General features: G+C 66.4%; 10 protein-coding genes. 9 read left to right on the top strand and 1 reads right to left on the bottom strand.

Translation table 11 applies throughout. The features are described 5' to 3' along the window. Positions 1 to 20 precede the first annotated feature (20 nt). The 7 genes from galA (Q0D93_RS04125) (at position 21) to Q0D93_RS04095 (ending at position 13,546) form a co-directional block, all read left to right on the top strand. Complete coding sequence (gene galA / locus Q0D93_RS04125) at positions 21 to 2,480, top strand: beta-galactosidase GalA (protein ID WP_294391677.1); 2,460 nt, start codon at positions 21 to 23, stop codon at positions 2,478 to 2,480. After that, positions 2,477 to 3,982 (top strand): glycoside hydrolase family 27 protein, encoded by a 1,506-nt coding sequence (locus Q0D93_RS04120; protein ID WP_294391676.1) that lies wholly within the window; start codon positions 2,477 to 2,479, stop codon positions 3,980 to 3,982. Before galA (Q0D93_RS04125) ends, Q0D93_RS04120 begins: the two co-directional genes overlap by 4 nt. 157 nt (positions 3,983 to 4,139) lie before the next feature. Further along, positions 4,140 to 4,784 carry a GntR family transcriptional regulator gene (locus tag Q0D93_RS04115; RefSeq protein WP_294391675.1) on the top strand — a complete coding sequence of 215 codons (645 nt, stop codon included), beginning with the start codon at positions 4,140 to 4,142 and terminating at the stop codon, positions 4,782 to 4,784. 72 nt (positions 4,785 to 4,856) lie between these two features. Then, positions 4,857 to 7,163: a S9 family peptidase gene (locus Q0D93_RS04110; protein WP_294391674.1), complete on the top strand. Its 2,307-nt coding sequence runs from the start codon at positions 4,857 to 4,859 to the stop codon at positions 7,161 to 7,163. 144 nt (positions 7,164 to 7,307) lie between these two features. Continuing rightward, the gene (locus tag Q0D93_RS04105) at positions 7,308 to 10,367 is read left to right on the top strand and encodes a TonB-dependent receptor (protein ID WP_294391673.1); all 3,060 of its coding nucleotides are present in this window, start codon (positions 7,308 to 7,310) and stop codon (positions 10,365 to 10,367) included. 113 nt (positions 10,368 to 10,480) lie between these two features. Then, a complete protein-coding gene (locus Q0D93_RS04100) occupies positions 10,481 to 12,028 on the top strand; it encodes a tryptophan halogenase family protein (RefSeq protein WP_294391672.1) in 1,548 nt (515 codons plus the stop codon). A 3-nt stretch (positions 12,029 to 12,031) separates the two neighbouring features. Further along, entirely contained in the window at positions 12,032 to 13,546 is a 1,515-nt protein-coding gene (locus tag Q0D93_RS04095) for a tryptophan halogenase family protein (protein ID WP_294391671.1), read from the top strand. A 23-nt stretch (positions 13,547 to 13,569) separates the two neighbouring features. Here the strand turns inward: Q0D93_RS04095 and Q0D93_RS04090 are convergent, their stop codons facing one another. Continuing rightward, positions 13,570 to 14,322 carry a FadR/GntR family transcriptional regulator gene (locus tag Q0D93_RS04090; RefSeq protein ID WP_294391670.1) on the bottom strand — a complete coding sequence of 251 codons (753 nt, stop codon included), beginning with the start codon at positions 14,320 to 14,322 and terminating at the stop codon, positions 13,570 to 13,572. Between the two features lie 273 nt (positions 14,323 to 14,595). Between Q0D93_RS04090 and Q0D93_RS04085 the strand changes: the two genes are divergently transcribed. After that, positions 14,596 to 15,837, top strand: a complete 1,242-nt coding sequence (locus Q0D93_RS04085) for a glycoside hydrolase family 27 protein (protein WP_294391669.1) — start codon at positions 14,596 to 14,598, stop codon at positions 15,835 to 15,837. Next, positions 15,837 to 18,767: a beta-galactosidase GalA gene (gene galA / locus Q0D93_RS04080; RefSeq protein ID WP_294391695.1), complete on the top strand. Its 2,931-nt coding sequence runs from the start codon at positions 15,837 to 15,839 to the stop codon at positions 18,765 to 18,767. The genes Q0D93_RS04085 and galA (Q0D93_RS04080) overlap by 1 nt, the downstream gene beginning before the upstream one ends. Positions 18,768 to 18,778: the final 11 nt, after the last annotated feature.

Here is an 18,778-nt window from a genome sequence, read left to right as displayed (position 1 = left end):
CGACATTGCACAAGGTGCGCATGACCGACATCGCCCGCCGCGACCTTCTCGCCGCCGCCAGCGCGGCGAGCGGCCTGGCCCTTGCCGGACTGCCCCGCCCGGCGGGGGCAACGACGGCCGACGCCACGCCACGCGCCATCGTACCGCTCGATGCGGGCTGGCGCTTCCACCTGGGTCACGCATCCGATCCGGCCAAGGATTTCGGCTTCGGCCGCTCGCACGACACCTATGCCAAATCGGGCGATGTCGGCAGCGACGTGACCGAGGCGAGGTTCGACGATACCGGCTGGACCGCCGTCATCCTGCCCCACGACTGGGCAGTCGACCTGCCTTTCACGCAATTCGGGCCGCCCGGCTCCGATGCCGACCGCACCGGCGCCTATCAGGGGTTCAAGCCGCTCGGCCGAATGTGGCCGGACACCAGCGTCGGCTGGTATCGCCGCGCGCTGCCGATCGCGACGGCGGATGCGGGCAAGCGGCTGTTCCTGGAGTTTGACGGCGTTTCGCGCGACTGCCTGGTTGTCCTGAACGGCTGCGTGGTGGGATCGAACGAGAGCGCCTATGTGCCCTTCTCCCTCGACATCACCGATTTTGCCAGACCGGGCGAGACCAACATCCTGGTGGTCCGCTGCGACGTGAGCCTGGGCGAGGCCTGGTCCTATGAAGGGGCGGGCCTGTATCGCGCGGTGCGGCTGGTAAAGACCGCACCGGCCCATGTCCGCCAGTGGGGCGCGACCGTCCGGTCCGAGGTGAAGGGGGCAGACGCCCTCCTCCGCATCGCGACGGAGGTTGACAATCACGGCGCGGCGACGGCGGCGCGCATCCGATCGACCGTGATCGCACCCGATGGCCGCACGCTGGCGACTTCGCTGTCCGATCCGGTCGAACTCCCGGCCTGGAGCGGCGTCACGATCGCGCAGGAGACGATGGTGGCGCAGGCGGCGCTCTGGTCGCTCGAACAGCCGCACCTCCATCGCCTGATGACCGAGGTGCTGATCGGCAGCGTGGCCGTCGATCGGGTCGAGAACAGATTCGGTATCCGCACCATCCGCTTCGATGCGGCGCGCGGCTTCTTCCTCAACGGACGCCCGGTAAAGATCAAGGGCACCTGCAACCATCAGGACCATGCCGGGGTGGGCTTCGCCGTGCCCGACAGCCTGCACGTCTGGCGACTGGAGAAACTGAAGGAGATGGGCAGCAATGCCTATCGCTCCACCCACCATCCCGCCGCACCCGCCATCCTGGACGCATGCGACCGGATGGGCATCCTGGTGCTGGAGGAAACCCGCCAGATGTCGAGCAATCCGGAGGGCATGGGGCAGCTCGACCGAATGGTGCGACGGGGCCGCAACCATCCCAGCATCATCCTGTGGAGCATTGGCAACGAGGAAATCCATCGCGGCACGGAAACGGGCGCGCGCATCGCCGAGACGATGAAGCGCCGCGTCTACGAACTGGACGGCACGCGGCCGGTGACGGAGGCGATGAACGGCAAGTTCGGACAGGGCGCCTCACCCGTGCTCGATGTGCTGGGCTGCAATTACTACCTCGACGAGATCGACCCTTTCCACGCCAGCCACCCCACGCAGCCGATCGTCGGCACCGAGACGGGCAGCACGGTGATGACGCGCGGCGAATATGCGCGCGACGACCAGGCCGGGATCGTCCCCGCCTACGACACCGACTTCCCCAAATGGGCAGGCACGGCCGAACGCTGGTGGAGCTTCTACGACGCGCGTCCCTGGCTGGCTGGCGGGTTCGTGTGGACGGGCTTCGACTATCGCGGCGAGCCGACGCCGTTTGAACGCTGGCCGGAAAACGCCTCCAACTTCGGGCAGATGGACCTGTGCGGCTTCCCCAAGGATAATTACCATTATTATCGAGCCTGGTGGGGAGCGGAGCCTGTGCTGCACCTGTTCCCGCACTGGAACTGGAGGGGCCGCGAGGGGCAGATCGTGCCCGTCTGGGTGCACAGCAATTGCCAGGCGGTGGAGCTGTTCCTCAACGGCCGATCGCTCGGCCGCAAGCCGGTCGAGCGTAACCGCCACCTTCAATGGCAGGTGCCCTATGCGCCCGGCCGGATCGAGGCGCGCGGCTTTCGCAACGGTCGCCGCATCCTCACCAGCGTGCGCGAGACCACCGGCGCGCCGGCCCGCATCGGCCTGTCGAGCGACCGGCGTCGGCTGAAGCCCGGCGAGGTCGCTGTTGTCCGCGCCGCCATCCTGGACGCCAAGGGTCGGGAGGCACCCGCCGCCTCCGACCGCGTGGAGTTCACCCTTCACGGCGACGCCAGGTTGCTGGGCGTCGGCAATGGCGATCCCCGCTCGCTGGAGCCGGATCATGCGAGCGGTCGCTCCGCCTTCAACGGACTTTGCATGGCATTGGTGCAAGCGGGCGGGCGCGGCGGCCTGATCCGTGTGGAGGCGCGGTCCGGCGGTCTCGTCACCGCCGCCTTGCCGCTGATGGGAGTGCCCGCATGATGTTCCGGTCCGCCGCTGTTGCCGCATTGCTGGCACTGGCGTCGCCTGTTTACGCTGCAAAGCCGGCCACCGATCTAGCGGGCACCTGGCTGTTCGCGCCGTCCGACGACTATCCCGGGCTGCGCATGATGCGCCTCTCTCGCGGCGCCACGGGCTGGCAGGGAATGGTGACCAGCGACTGGTATGGCGACCTGCGGATGCGCGGGCTGGAGGTGGAGGGCGGCAGCCTCAGTTTCCTGATCGACAATGGCAATCCCCGCCTGCCCGCGCGCCGCTGGACGGCGGAGCCCAGCGGCAGCGGAATGCATGTCACCGGCGACATCTGGCACCGTCACGTCGACACGCAGGTGCGGCGCGGCACCCCGGCCGATGCGGCCCGGTTGGCCTTCCCGACCTATCCCCTGCCCGCCCCGGCGACGCTCAAGCCCGACGGCCAGGCATCGACGCCGCCGATGGAGTGGAGCAGCTGGAATCACTTTGCCGCCGCGATCGACGACCGCACCATTCGCGAGATTGCGGACCACCTCGTCAGCTCCGGCCTGCGCGATGCCGGCTATCGTTACATCAATGTAGACGATGGCTGGCAGGGCGATCGGGCGCCGGATGGGACGATCAGGCCCAACGCCCGTTTCCCCGACATGAAGGCGCTGGCCGATTACGTCCATGCGCGCGGGCTGAAGATCGGCATCTACAGCTCACCGGGGCCGAAGACGTGCGCCGGCTTCGTCGGCAGCCACGGCCATGTCGCGCAGGATGCGGCGAGCTTCGCGGCATGGGGCATCGACTACCTCAAATATGATCTCTGCTCGGGCGAGGGCCTCTACCGCACCGCCGCCGAGGTGAAGCTGGCCTATCAGGAAATGGGGCAGGCCCTGCGCGCGACCGGGCGGCCGATCGTCTACAGCCTCTGCCAATATGGCCGCGACCGGGTCGGCACATGGGGCCGCGACGTGGGCGGCCATTTGTGGCGCACGACCGGCGACATCGAGGACACATATGCCTCCATGTCGGGCATCGGCTTCGACCGGAACGGCGACCCGGCCGCTGCCGGGCCGGGCGGCTGGAACGACCCGGACATGCTGGAGGCCGGCAATGGCGGCATGAGCGACGACGAGTATCGCACGCACATGACATTGTGGGCGATCATGGCCGCGCCGCTGATGCTGGGCAACGACCTGCGCACCATGTCCCCTGCCACGATCGCGCTGCTGGAAAATCGCGGCGTGATCGCGATCGATCAGGATCCGCTCGGCCGGCAGGGCCGCCGTATCCGCAAGGATGGCGGCGCGGAGATCTGGGCCAAACCGTTGCGGGACGGATCGGTGGCGATCGCCCTCTTCAACCGGAGCGAGGCGGCACGCCCCGTCGCCTTCACGGCCGAGGATGCATCACTGAAGCGGATCGGATCGTTGCGCGACGTCTGGGCCGGCGTGCCCGACAATCCCGCGCGGCGCAGCTGGACGCTCCCGGCCCACGGCGCCGTGCTGCTGCGGTTGAAATGAAGCATCCGGTGGAACATCGCCCGCCGGCAGACCGGTTTTCGGGATCAGGTGGCAGAGACACCCTGCCGACGCGCGCCCACGATGATAGCAGTTCTTTATTGTGTTCATTACTCGTAAGCTGGAGCAGTCCGATGCTGCATCTGGGATCCTTCGCGCAATGAGCCTCGTCGTCCGCACCTTGTCGGAACAAATCTTCACCATCGTCCGGGAACAGATCGTCTCCGGAAAACTGCCGATCGATCAGGCGATCCGGCAGGATGCCCTCGCCAACGAACTGGGTGTCAGCAAGGTGCCGCTGCGCGAGGCGCTGGGCCGGCTGGAGCAGGAAGGGCTGCTGGTCAGCCAGGCCAATCGCGGCTTCTTCGTCCGCTCCATGTCGGCGACGGAGGCCGAGGAGATTTACGACCTGCGCCTGTCGATCGAGCCGGATGCGCTGGCCACGGCCAGCCTGGTCGCGACCGAGCAGGATCGCCTGGAGGCCGAGCGGGCCCTGGCCGAACTCGACAAGGCCGCCGCCGAAAGGCTGGACCAGGTCGCCGCGTGCAACCGCAGCTTCCACATGGCGATGGTCCGGCCCGGCCGTCGCCTGCTGACCACGCAATTGGTGGAACGGTTGCAGATCCTGTCCGAACGCTATGTCCACAAACATCTGGAGCCTGCCGGTCGCGAGGATCGCGCGCATCTGGAGCATCAGACGTTGCTCAATGCCTGGCTGGCGCGCGACGCAGACAAGGCACGCGCGCTGGCGGCGGCGCACATCGACGCGACGCGGGCCGACCTGCGGCGCCAATTGGGGCTGTGACGCCCAGGCCGCCAAAGCCGCCTGACTGACCGGCCGCGCCGTCGGCCCGTCAGACCCTATCAAGGATTTCCGATGAACGTCGTTTCCCCGCGCGGGCTGGTGCTCGCGCTTGCCCTGTCGTGCGCCCCGCCCCTCCTTGCCGCCGCCCCGACGGCTGCGGATTTCCAGCGATCGATCGGCCTGCGGGACCGCTGGCAATATCTCACCCGCGACATCGCCTGGCCGGTGCAGTGGACGCCCGATGGCCGGGGCTTTACCTATCGCAAGACGGTGGCGGGCGGTTTTGCGTTCGAGACGATCGACGCCGCCACCCTGGCCAAGGCGCCGGCCTTCGATCCGGCGCGCCTGGCCGCCGGCCTGAGCAGCATCCGCCAGCAGCCCGTGGACCCGCTGCGCCTGCCCTTTGCCGACTTCGACTATGCGGATGGCGGCAAGGCGATCCGGTTTGAGATGGACGGCAAGGGCTGGTCGTGCGGCCTCGCCGATTATGCCTGCACCGAGCGGAAGAGCAGTGCACGCCCGCGCGGCTTCGGCGTGGTGCGCGACCTGTCGCTGCCCGCCGACAATCACTCGCGCCGCTCGCCCGACGGCCGGTGGGAGGCGTATGTGGAGGACCACAACCTCGTCCTGCGCAAACCCGGCGGCACGCAGGTGGTCCGCCTCAGCACCGATGGATCGGAGGGCGACTTCTACGATCCGGAAACGCTCAGCTGGTCGCCCGACAGCCGCCGCATCATGATCTATCGCGTCCGCCCCGGCTTCGCCCGCCGCGTCCTGCGGATAGAGGCGGCACCGCATGACCGGTTGCAGCCGGCAGTGCGGAGCCAGCTCTACCCCAAGCCGGGTGATGCGATCGACCAGGAGCAGCCGGTACTGTTCGACGTGGCCGCCCGGCGCGCGACGGCGATCGACCCTGCTTTGTTTCCCAACCCCTATGAACTGTCTCCGCCGCGCTGGCGCAAGGACGGCCAGAGCGTGGCGTTCGACTATGTCCGGCGCGGCTTCGGGCAGGCCCGCGTGATCGCGATCGATGCGGCAACCGGCGCGCCCTACGCCGCCGTGACGGAGGACGCCAAGACCTTCGTCTATGCCGATCGCCGCTTCGCCCACGATGTGGACGGGCTCGGCAGGGAGATCATCTGGGCATCCGAACGGGACGGCTGGAACCACCTTTACCTGATCGACGGCCGCACCGGCCGCGTCCGCAGCCGCATCACGCGGGGCGACTGGGTGATGCGGGAAATCGTCAGGGTGGACGATGCCCGGCGGCAGATCTGGTTCGCCGCAAGCGGGATGAACCCGGGCGAGGATCCCTATTTCAAGCATTATTACCGCATCGATTTCGATGGCCGGCACCTCATCCCGCTGACCCCCGCCCGCGCCAATCACAGCCTCAGCCTGTCGCCCGACATGCGTCACTATGTGGACACCTATTCGCGGGTGGACCTGCCCACCGTGGCCGAACTCCACCGTGCCGGCGATGGCGGGTTGATCGCCACCATCACCAAGGGCGACACCAGCCAGCTGGTCGCCGCCGGGTTCAAGCCGCCGGAGGTGTTCACCGCCCAGGGCCGCGACGGCAAGACCGACATCTGGGGCCTGGTGGTTCGGCCGCGCGACTGGAACCCGCGAGAGCGCTATCCGGTGATCGAGAACATCTATGCCGGTCCGCACGACAGCTTCGTGCCCAAGGACTTCTGGCCGTTCGGCTTCCATGCCGGCGGCGACAAGGTGATCGGGATGCAGGCGCTGGCGGACCTGGGCTTCATCGTCGTCCAGATCGACGGCATGGGTACGGCCAACCGTTCTAAGGCCTTTCAGGATGTCGCCTGGAAGGATCTGGCGGACTCCGGCTTTCCCGACCGCATCCTGTGGCACAAGGCGATGGCGGCGCGCGATCGGTCCTACGACATCGGCCGGGTTGGCATATACGGCGCGTCGGCGGGCGGCCAGAGCACGCTCAACGCGCTGCTGTTCCACGGCGACTTCTACAAGGCCGGGGTGGCCTATGCCGGCTGCTACGACAATCGCATGGACAAGATCAGCTGGAACGAACAATGGCTCGGCTGGCCGGTCGATCAAGGCTACGCCGCCGCGTCGGGCGTGGACCATGCCGCGAAACTGACCGGCAAGCTGCTGATGATCGTGGGAGAACAGGACAGCAATGTCGATCCCGCCTCCACTCTCCAGGTGGTCGACGCGCTCATCAAGGCCAACAAGGATTTTGATCTGCTGGTGGTGCCCGGCGGCGAGCACAGCGTCGGCCGATCCAGCGGACCGATCGATTACCTGACCCGTCGGCAGTACGACTTCTTCGTCAAGGCGCTGGCCGGTGAGGCGACGCCCGACTGGAATACACAGGGCGGCGTCGCGCGGTGATCCGGCACCCCACCCCTCCAGGTGCACTAGCCCGACGGAGGAACCTCGTAGCTCCACTTGACGACAAAATGGATCGAAATTATCGGATTAATCAGAGATAAAAGGGGGGTGCCTTTCGCGTCGCCCCTGCTCGAGGAGATGACGTTGATTGGCTTCCCGAAGATTCTGCTGCTGACCGGCGCGTCGGTCGGCGCCCTGATGTCGACGGCTGCCGCGCTGGCGCAGACCGGCCCGGCCCCTGTCGGCCCGGCGACGACCCTGCCCAATACCGATCAGCCGCCCCAGGCCACCGGCGCACCTGTTGAAGTGACGCAGCCCGCCGCCAACACGCAGACCGCGAACGCCCCCGCCGAAACCGCCGGCGCGCAGGAGATCGTGGTCACCGCCCGCCGTCAGGCACTGCAGAACGCGACCGACCGCAAGCGCAACTCCGACACGGTGATCGACTCGATCGTCGCCGATGATGCCGGCAAGCTGCCCGACAATTCCATCACCGAAGTGCTGCAGCGCGTGCCGGGCGTCACCATCGTCCGCTTCGCCTCCCTGGGTGATCCCGACCGCTTCTCGGTCGAAGGTTCGGGCATCCAGGTGCGCGGCCTGTCCAGCGTGCTCGCGACCCTGAACGGGCGTGAGATCACCGGCGCCAATGGCGGCGGCGGCCTGAGCTGGAACGAAGTCACGCCCGAACTGATGGCGGCGGTCGACGTCTACAAGGCGAGCACGGCCGATCGCATCGAAGGCGGCATCGGCGGCGCGGTCGACCTGCGCACCAAGATGCCGTTCGACTTCAGCAAGCCCGCAATCTCCGGCACGGCATCGGGCGGCTATGGCGACCTGTCCAAGAAGGGATCCTATGGCGGATCGGTGCTGGCCACCGACACGTGGGAAACCGGCATCGGCAAGATCGGCATTCTCGTCGACGTGGCCTACAACAAGCTGCGCTCCAAGAGCTCGTTCATCCGCGCGGAGCCTTATCTGCCGCGCATCGTCGACGGACAGACCCGCTATATCGGCAACGGCTTCGACTACGGGCAGGAACAGTTCACCCGTCGCCGCCAGGGCTTCTACGAAGCGCTGCAGTGGGAACCGGCCAGCAACCTGCGCTTCTTCCAGACCGCCTTTATCAGCAACTACCGCAGCGACCGCAACGAAACCGGCGTGTTCGCGGTGCCCAACAGCACCAATCCGGCGTTGTTTCCGGTGCCTAGCAGCGATGCGGTATATGATCGCAACGGCATCCTGCAGAGCGCGAGCAGCCTGACCCCGACCGCCGGGGGCAGCTTCACGGCAGGGTCGGTCACCGGCCAGACGACCGTGTCCAGCCAGGAAAACGAAACGCGCGATTTCAGCCAGGGTTTTGCGTGGGATGCCACGTCCAACCTGAAGGTCGGCGGCGCGCTGCAGTTCATCCAGTCCTTCTCGCACACCGACCGGATGGGTGCCGCCAACCAGAACGCGATGAACTCGTTCGGGTTCGACACGACCGGCGGCCTGCCCAACTTCTCGCTGGTGCCGACCAACGACCTGACCAACCGTACGCCCTATCAGTGGACCAGCTTCTCGTACGCGCCGGATCGCAACCGTGCGCGGTCGACGGCTGCCAATCTTGACCTGACCTATACGGTCGGTGACGGCTTTATCCGCCAGATCCAGGTCGGCGCGCGTTATGCCAACCGGCGCGAGCGCGACAACCAGATCGGCACCTACTGGACCGCGCTGGGCCGCGACTGGAACGGTTCGCCGCAACAGACGCTTGCCGACGGCAACCCGGCGGACTCGCAGTTTGAAGGGTTCAGCAACTTCTTCAAGGGCGACATCGCCGCCCCAGTTTCGCTCTATATTCCGAGCTTCGGGACGATCGGCACATTCGATCCGATCTACCTGCAGAATACCTATGGCTACGACAAGGGTCTGAATCCGAACGGACCAAACCCGATCGGTCAGCAGAACCGTTATGGCGAGTTCTTCACGCGCGTCCGCAACAAGGCAGCGTATGTGCAGGCGCGCTTCGGCGGCGATGTGGGGCTGCGTTTCGACGGCAATGTCGGCCTGCGCGTGGTTCGCATCAACGTAAACGGCACCGGCAACGAAGTGCTGAACTACCCGCAATTCTACAACACTCAGGCCGATGCCAATGCCGATCTGGCGGCAGGTGGCGGCAATGCCATTCAGGCGTTCGCCCGGTCGTCCGTTCAGTCGTCCGACAACAGCTACACGCGCTTCCTGCCGTCGTTCAACCTGAACCTGAAGCCGACCGACCAGCTGGCGGTGCGCATGGCGGTGACCCGCACCATGTCGCTGCCGGACTTCATCTCGACCCGTGTCACGCGCACCATCGGGATCACCACGGCCGCCAACGCCAACAATACGGCCGCCACCAGCTACGCGCCGATCTTTGTCGGGTTCACCGCCGATCGCGGCAATCCCGACCTGAAGCCGACGATGGCGCTGAACTTCGACCTGAGCGCCGAATATTATCAGGGCAGCAGCTTCAGCGCGCACGTGGCGCTGTTCCACAAGCGGCTGAAGGATCTGATCCTGTACGGCAACACGCTGCGCCCCTATTCGCAGACGTTCACCCGCCCGAACGGCAGCAGCGTCGATGTGACCAACATCATCAACGCCAACGAAGTGTACAACGCGACCCAGACGTCGAAGCTGACCGGTGCCGAAATCGGCGGCCGCAAGTTCTTCGACATGCTGCCGGCACCGTTTGACGGCATCGGCGTGGAAGCGAACTACACCTATATCGACAGCAGCGCGCCGAGTGCGATCGCTCGCGACATCAATGGCGAGTTGATGAGCGGCCTGCCGATCGTCGGCCTGTCCAAGCACAACTACAACCTGCAGCTCCTGTACGAGAAGGATCCGGTCTCGTTCCGCCTCGCTTATTCGTGGCGCAGCAAGTATCTGCAGACGACCAACGGCAATGGCACCACGCCGACCTACCTGCTGGTGGGGTCGGACGGCAGCCAGGAAACGGTCCGCGGCCTGCTGCCCGTCTACGGCGCATCCTACGGCCAGCTTGATGGCGGCATCACCTTCACGATCAACGATCACCTGAAGGCCTATGTGCAGGGCACCAACCTGACCAATGCCAAGACCAAGACGCTGATGGCCGGCTATCCCGGCGGCACGACCCTGGTCCGCAGCTGGTTCGTGTCGGACACCCGCTATGAAGGCGGCATCAACTTCAACTTCTGATCGCGGTGGCGACACCGTGGAACGGAGTTGACGATCCCTGCCGGTGAGGCAGACAGCACGGCTCCCCGGTCCTGATCGACCGCGGGGGCCGTCCTTGTATAGGGAGTGTGCGCGTGGTCCGGAACGTGATCATTGTCGGGGGTGGCACGGCGGGCTGGATCACCGCCGCCTACATGGCCAAGCGGCTGAATGCCGGCACGCCGGGCGGCGTGACGATAACGGTGATCGAGTCCCCCGATATCGGGATCATCGGCGTCGGCGAAGGCACCTTTCCCAGCATCCGCAAGACGCTGAGTGCGATCGGCGTGGACGAGGCCGAGCTGGTCCGGTCATGCAGCGCCACGTTCAAGCAGGGCATCCGCTTCACCAACTGGCGTGCGCCTGCGGCGGATGGCCGGCCGCACGATTACTTCCATCCGTTTCAGGCCAGCGCCGATCATGACGGGCTCGACCTCCTGCCCTACTGGCTGCTTGGTGCGGGAGGCGACGCGCCGTGGGCATCGGTCAATACGGTGCAGCGGGTCGCTGCCGATGCCTGCCTCGCGCCGAAGCTGATCTCCCACCCCGAATATGTCGGGCCCCTGTCCTACGCCTTCCATTTCGACGCGGTGCTGCTCGCCCGGCTGCTGCGCAAGACGGCGCTCGGCCTGGGCGTGACCCATGTCAGCGATACCGTGACCGGCGTGACGCTGGCGGAGGATGGCGGCATCGCCAACCTCCAATGCCGCGAGGCGGGCACCGTGACCGGCGACTTCTATGTCGATTGCACCGGCTTTCGCGCACAGCTGATCGGTGAGGCGCTGGGCCGCCCGTTTCATTCCCGCCGCGACGAGTTGTTCGTCAACCGCGCCGCCGCCATCCAGCTGCCCTATGACAGGCCGGACGCGCCGATCGCGTCGCAGACCTTTGCCACGGCGCAGGATGCGGGCTGGATCTGGGACATCGGCCTGCACGAACGGCGCGGCACGGGCTATGTCTATTCGTCCGACCATGTCAGCGACGACGAAGCCGTGCGTACCTTGCGCACCTATCTGGGTGACAGGGCCGATGCGGTGGAACCCCGACTGCTGACGTTCGAGGCCGGATATCGCGAACAGCAGTGGCACAGGAATTGCGTAAGCATCGGACTGTCTGCCGGCTTCATCGAGCCGCTGGAAGCGACCGGCATCGGCTTTGCCGAGATCGCCGCGCTCAACCTGGTAAACCTCTTTCCGTGGGAGGGAGAGTTCGAGATCAATGCGCGTCAGTTCAACCGCATCATGACCAAACGCTACGATCACGTGGTCGATTTCATCAAGCTGCATTACTGCCTGAGCGATCGCGGCGACACCGCATTCTGGCGCGACAATCGCGATCGATCGACCCGATCGGATGCGTTGCAAGACCGGCTGGAACGCTGGCGTCACCGTGCGCCCGACTTCATCGACATCGACCTCAACCACGACATCTTCGTCGCCGCCAACTGGCAATATGTGCTCTACGGCATGGACTATCGCACCGACATCAGCGCCCAGGCGAGTTCGTACCGCTATTATGACGAAGCCAAGCGCGCCTTTGCCGACGTGCGCCGGCAGCAGGCCAATGCCGTAAAGCTGCTGCCCCGCCACCGCGCGCTGGTGGATCAGCTGGCACGCCCCGGCGCACGCTTCGCGGGACGTTGAGGCGTGGGCGATCCGATCCGCACCGCGGTGATCGTCGGCGGCGGCACGGCCGGGTGGATGACCGCCGCCGCCATGGCCCGCCTGCTGGGGCGGGGACGGGCGACGATCCGCCTGGTCGAATCCGACGCGATCGGCACGGTCGGCGTAGGCGAGGCGACCATCCCCGCCATTCGCGACTTCAACGCCCTGCTCGGCATAGACGAGGGCGATTTCCTGCGTGCCACGCAGGGCAGCTTCAAGCTGGGGATCGAGTTCGTGGACTGGCTGCGCCCCGGCCACAGCTACCTCCACCCGTTCGGCACGCATGGCCGCGATGCCCAGACAGCGCGCTTCCACCAACTGTGGCTCAAGCTGGTGCAGGACGGGCTGGCGACCGCGGACGACGACCTCGCCGCCTACAGCGCCTCCACGCTGGCGGCGCGGCAGGGCCGGTTCGCCCGGCCGGAACTAAACTCCAACCATCCCCTGTCCACGCTTAACTACGCCTTCCACTTCGATGCCGCCCTATATGCCCGCTATCTGCGCCAATGGAGCGAGCAGCGTGGCGTGCTACGCTCCGAAGGCACGATCACGTCGGTGGCGCGCGATGGGACGAGCGGCCTGGTCCGGTCCGTCACGCTCGTCGACGGGCAGGTGATCGAAGGCGACCTGTTCGTCGATTGCAGCGGCTTTCGTTCGCTGCTGCTGGGCGAGACGCTGCACGAACCGTTCGAGGATTGGAGCGCCTGGCTCCCCTGCGACCGTGCGGTGGCCGTGCCGAGCGCGGCCGGCGACCGCATCCCGCCTTATACCCAGGCGATCGCGGACGCGGCCGGCTGGCGCTGGCGCATCCCGCTGCAGCATCGCACCGGCAACGGCTATGTCTACAGCAGCGCGCATCTGAGCGACGACGCGGCGCGCGCGCGGCTGCTGGCGACCATCGGCGGCGAGCCCCAGGCCGAACCGCGCCAGCTGCGCTTCACCGCCGGCCGGCGGCGGCATGCGTGGAGCCACAATGTGGTGGCGATCGGGCTCAGCAGCGGGTTCCTGGAGCCGCTGGAATCGACCAGCATCCACCTGATCCAGACGGGCATTTCGCGGCTGATGCTGTTCTTTCCCGACCAGGATTTTGCCATGCCGGATCGCGACGCGTTCAACCGCCAAACCGCGCGCGAGTATGACGATGTCCGCGACTTCCTGATCCTCCACTACAAGGCGACCGAGCGGTGCGACACGGCTTTCTGGCGGCATTGCCGCGACATGCCGATGCCGGACAGCCTGGCCCGCAAGATCGAACTGTTCCGCTCCAGAGGGCGCATCGTCCGCCATCAGGAGGAGCTATTTTCGGAGGATAGCTGGCTGGCGGTGCTGGTCGGCCAGGGCATCATGCCTGCGGGGCACGACCCCCTCGCCGACACGATCCCGCCCGATGCGTTGCGTCAGCAGATGACCGCGCTGCGTGGTGCGTTGCAACGTGCGGTCGCGCCATTGCCGCCCCACGAGGATGTGCTTGCGCGGTATCGCAGCGGCGGCGGCTGACGGATCGCAGCGCCCGGCTCCACCTACTTGGTTGCGGGATGCTCGTCGGTCCGGTGGCGCTCCACCGTGTCCAGCACGTCGGTAATCAGGCGGTGCATGGTGCTGCGCGCCGCCTCCACGTCGCCCGCCACGATCGCGTTGCACACATGCGCATGCTCGGGCAGGCTGGCATTGGGGCCGCGCACGCGGTTGGTGAAGCGAATGGACGTCCGCAACGCCATCGCCACCGTGTCGCGAAACTGGGCGTAGAACGGGTTCTGCGTCGCGCGCAGGATCGCCACGTGAAAGGCGATGTCGGCATCCAGCGTGTCGTCCGACCCCTGCTCCGCCGCCTGCATCCGCTCCAGCCCGGCCGTGATGCTGCGAATGTCCGCATCCTGGGCGAAGCGCGCGGCGAGCGCCGCCGCCTCTGGCTCGATCGCCAGACGCAGCTGGGTGAATTGCCGCAACAGGTCGAGCGAGAAGTTCCGTTCGAGCAGCCAGCGCAGCACATCCGGATCGAACAGGTTCCATGCGGGCGTCGGCTGCACCACGGTGCCGATGCGCGGGCGGGCGGTCAGCAGCCCCTTGGCGGTCAGCATCTTCACCGCTTCGCGCGTCACCGAGCGGCTGACTCCATGGTGCTGCGCCAGTTGCGCCTCCGTCGGGAAGGTGCGCGCATCATAGGCCCCGGTGACGATGGCGCGCCCCAGCTTTTCCAACATGCCGTAGGTCAGGTTTCGGCCAAGCCCGACGGTGTCGCCCTCGATATGGGGCATAAGCAATGGCCTGTTCATGCGCCGATCATAGCCACAGTCCCCGATTGATGACCAGATAGCGTATCGTCGATATTGCAGATGTTGCCGTAAGCGGCCGATCCTGGACGTTGCGGGCGGTGCGCAGACCTGCGGCAGGCTGGTGCCGGTGGAAGCAATATTCCGAAACGGTACGCGCGTTGCCCTGGTATGATAAATATGCCAATTCAGGGGCATAAAGGCGCTTTCAAGGGCGCATGGCATCCTCTGCCCGCGGTTTTGCGGGACGTACGGGGCCAGACAAGAGGGAGATCGATGGTGTTGCGACGGCTTTCCGGCATGCAGGCTGCGGGGGCGCTCGCCCTCCTTCTCCACGCCGCCTCCCCCGCTTATGCGCAGGAGGTGCTGGATCCCGATCCCAACACCCTGCCCGCGAGCCAGGATCCCAAGCGCAAGGCCAATGGGCTGGCCCAGACCCCGCCGATGGGCTGGAACAGCTGGAACAAGTTTGCCTGCAAGGTCGATGAAGAGACCATTCGCGCGACCGCCGACGCGATTGCCGGCAACGGCATGAAGGAGGCAGGTTATAATTACATCGTAATCGACGATTGCTGGCATGGCACGCGCGACGCCAACGGCTTCATCACCGAAGACCGCACGCGCTTCCCTTCCGGCCTCAAGGCTTTGTCGGATTACGTCCATGCCAAGGGGCTGCAATTCGGCATCTATTCCGATGCGGGCAGCAAGACCTGCGGCGGTCGTCCCGGCAGCCAGGGTCACGAATACCAGGATGCCGTGCAATATGCGCGCTGGGGCGTCGACTATCTCAAGTACGACTGGTGCTCCACCGGCACGCGCAATGCCGAAGAGGCCTATGCGCTGATGGCGGACGCGCTGAAGGCGAGCGGCCGGCCGATCCTGTTTTCGATGTGTGAATGGGGCAATTCCAAGCCGTGGCTGTGGGCATCCAAGATCGGCAACATGTGGCGCACCACCGGCGACATTACCGACAAGTGGCAGGGCAAATATAATTACAGCTGGGGCGTGGCCTCGATCGCGGACATGAACGAGCCGCTATGGCCCTATGCCGGCCCCGGCCACTGGAACGATCCCGACATGCTGGAGGTTGGCAATGGCGGGCTGAGCGATACGGAATATCGCGCGCATTTCTCCCTGTGGGCGATGATGGCCGCGCCGCTGATCGCCGGCAACGACATCTCCACCATGACACAGCAGACCCGCGACATCCTGCTCAATCGCGAGGTGATCGCGGTCGATCAGGACAGGATGGGCCAGCAGGGCCATCGCGTGTGGCGCGACGGCAAGCAGGAAGTGTGGAGCAAGCCGCTTGCCGATGGTGGCCGCGCAGTGCTGTTGTGGAACCGGGACGAGGCAGCAAAGACGATCAGCGCCGATTGGATTGCGCTCGGCCTGCCCGCCACGCTGAAGCTGCGGACGCGCGACCTATGGGCGCACAAGGATCTCGGCCGCAACTCCGGCCGCTTCTCCGCCGAAGTTCCTCCACATGGTGTCGTAATGGTGAGGTTGCAGCCGTGATGCATATTCGTTTGGCCCTTTCCGCCGGCATCTCGGCCGTTGCGCTCGCTTCCGCGCCGGTGATCGCAGCGGCGCAGACGGCATCCGCGCCAGCCACAGCGTCCGCTTCTCGTGAGCGCACCGATATCGACGCCGACTGGCGGTTCGCGCTGGGCCACGCCCACGATCCCGCGCGCGACTTCGGCTATGGCACCGCGGCCTTCTTCTTCGCTAAGGCCGGCTATGGCGATGGCCCCGCCAGCCCGAAGTTCGACGATCGCGCCTGGCGCAAGGTGGACGTGCCGCACGACTGGGGCGTGGAGGTGCCGTTCGACGCCAAGGCCGAGACCAATCACGGCTCGCGCGCGATCGGCCCCGGTTTTCCGGAGCATAATATCGGCTGGTATCGCAAGACCCTGTCTATTCCGGAAAGTGATCGTGGCCGCCGCGTCGCCGTCGAGTTCGATGGTGTGTTCCGCGACGCCGCCGTCTGGTTCAACGGCCATTATATCGGCCAGGAGCATAGCGGCTATTCGGGCGTCCGCTACGACCTGACCGATTACATCAACTATGGTGGCCCCAACACGCTGGTGGTGCGTGCCGACACATCCACCTTTGAAGGCTGGTTCTACGAAGGCGCCGGCATCTACCGCCACGTCTGGCTGACCAAGACCGATCCCCTGCACGTCGCCCATTGGGGCACGTTCGTGACGTCCGAACTGACCGGGGCGGACGCAAGGGTCACCGCGCGTGCGACCATCGCCAATGACGATCGCACGGAACGGACCTTCACCGTAGACCAGGAAATCCTGTCGCCCGACGGCAGGCGCCTGGCCCTGGTCTCGACCGAGCAGCGGACGGTCGCGTCGCATGGATCGGCGGAGGTGGCCGCCACCGTCGACCTCAAGAATGCGGCCTTGTGGTCGCTGGAGCAGCCGCGCCTGCACCAGCTGGTCACCACCGTGCGCGAAGGCGGACAGGTGCGCGACCGGTACGTTACCGATTTCGGCGTCCGCTCGATCCGGTGGGATGCCGATACCGGCTTCTGGCTCAATGGCCGCAACATCAAGCTGCAGGGCACCAACAACCACCAGGACCATGCCGGCATCGGCGCCGCCCTGCCCGACGAGATGCAGGTCTACCGCCTGGAACGGCTAAAGGCGATGGGCGCCAACGCCTACCGCGCCTCGCACAACCCGCCCACGCCGGAGATGCTGGACGCGGCCGATCGGCTGGGCATGCTGGTGATCGACGAGCATCGGATGATGGGGACCACGCCCGAAATCCGCGACCAGCTCGACCGCCTGATCCTGCGCGACCGCAACCATCCGTCCGTGATCCTGTGGTCGGTCGGCAATGAGGAATGGGGGATCGAGGGGAAGGAAATTGGCGCGCGGCTCACCACTCTGATGCAGGAACGGGTGCACGAGTTGGACCAGACCCGTCCCACCACCGCCGCCACCGCGGGCAACGACGGACGCGGCATTTCCACCACCACCGAAGTGGCCGGGTTCAACTATCGGTCGCAGCATGACGTGGATGTCTACCACCGCGACTATCCGCGCACGCCGATCGCGATGACGGAGGAAGGGTCGACCTTCGCCACGCGCGGCGTCTATTTCGACGATCGCGGCAACGTCCACCTGGCGGCCTATGACAAGCCGCAGCGCCCGACCGGATCGAGCAGCATCGAACAGGGCTGGCGCGCGGTGATGGAGCGGCCGTGGATGGCGGGCATGTTCGTATGGACCGGCTTCGACTATCGCGGCGAAACCACGCCGTTCGGCTGGCCGGCGATCAGCTCGCAATTCGGGATGCTCGATACGACCGGCCTGTTCAAGGACAGCGCGTGGTTTCTGAAGAGCCAGTGGACAAGCGCGCCGATGGCGCACATTGTCGGCCATTGGAACTGGCCGGGGCGCGAGGGGCAGCCGATCCCGATCTGGGTCTACGCCAATGCCGACGAAGCGGAACTGACGCTCAACGGGCGCAGCCTCGGCCGCCGGCGCATCCCGGCGCAGGGCCATGCCGAGTGGCAGGTGCCGTATGCGCCCGGTAAGCTGGTGGCGATCGGCTATCGGGCTGGCAAGCGCGTTGCCAGCGATCAGGTGGTCACCACCGGTCCGGCGCGCACCCTGTCGCTCTCCGTCGATCGTCCGGATACGCCGACCGCCAAGGGCAATGTCGCGGTAATCGACGTGACCGCGCGCGATGGGAGCGGCCGGATCGTACCCGTCGCCGCCGACGACGTGCGCTTCACCGTGCGCGGGGCGGAGATACTGGGCGTCGGCAATGGCGATCCCGGCAGCCACGAGGCGGATCGCTTCGTCGACGGCTATCAGGTGCAGGGCTTCGATCACTGGCAGATTGCCGACCTTTCCGCCGGGGCGACCACGCTGCCCGATCCGACGACGCTTAGCTGGCGCGATCCCTTCCGCTGGTATGCGCCGGGCACCGGCCCCAAGACGCCCGAGGCCTTTGCCCTGCGTGGCCGACTCGCGCCTTCCGGTAACGCGGTTGCGGGACGCCGCACCCTGTTTCTGCCGCAGCTTGCGGACGGGCAGCACGTGCTGGTCAACGGTGCGGACATGACCGCGCGGGCCACGCGCGACGGCAGGGGCTGGGCGCTGCCGCTGGACGCCAATGCCGGTGGCGCGATCGACTTGGTGATCGTGGTGCCGGGCCAGGCGCAAGCGGCGCTCGGCGTGCTGGAGGATGAGGGGATCGGCGGCAAGAATGTCGCTTACCTGCAAACCGTCACCCCGGCCGGCGCATGGCATCGACAGTTGTTCAACGGCCATGCCCAGATCATCGTCAAGCTCGACCAGGCGCATCCGACCGCCGGCCTGACCGCAACCGCGGCCGGACTACGCCCGGCCAGCGTTTCCCTCCGCTACGACAATGGCGGGTCAGGGCCGCGCGCGGGATCGGCCGCAAAGGGCATCCAGTGAGCGAGACGCGA

It is taken from the genome of uncultured Sphingomonas sp. (assembly GCF_934560975.1).
In the GTDB taxonomy this organism is placed as follows: Bacteria; Pseudomonadota; Alphaproteobacteria; order Sphingomonadales; family Sphingomonadaceae; genus Sphingomonas_I.
Note: the sequence above shows the minus strand (reverse complement) of the source record. Positions and strands in the feature narration are given on the sequence as shown.

Bases quoted from the DNA above. Each gene is read 5' to 3' on its own strand.
- galA (WP_294391677.1), top strand. From the start codon at position 21: ATGACCGACATCGCCCGCCGCGACCTTCTCGCCGCCGCCAGCGCGGCG.
- Q0D93_RS04120 (WP_294391676.1), top strand. From the start codon at position 2,477: ATGATGTTCCGGTCCGCCGCTGTTGCCGCATTGCTGGCACTGGCGTCG.
- Q0D93_RS04115 (WP_294391675.1), top strand. From the start codon at position 4,140: ATGAGCCTCGTCGTCCGCACCTTGTCGGAACAAATCTTCACCATCGTC.
- Q0D93_RS04110 (WP_294391674.1), top strand. From the start codon at position 4,857: ATGAACGTCGTTTCCCCGCGCGGGCTGGTGCTCGCGCTTGCCCTGTCG.
- Q0D93_RS04090 (WP_294391670.1), bottom strand. From the start codon at position 14,322: ATGAACAGGCCATTGCTTATGCCCCATATCGAGGGCGACACCGTCGGG.
- Q0D93_RS04085 (WP_294391669.1), top strand. From the start codon at position 14,596: ATGGTGTTGCGACGGCTTTCCGGCATGCAGGCTGCGGGGGCGCTCGCC.
- galA (WP_294391695.1), top strand. From the start codon at position 15,837: ATGCATATTCGTTTGGCCCTTTCCGCCGGCATCTCGGCCGTTGCGCTC.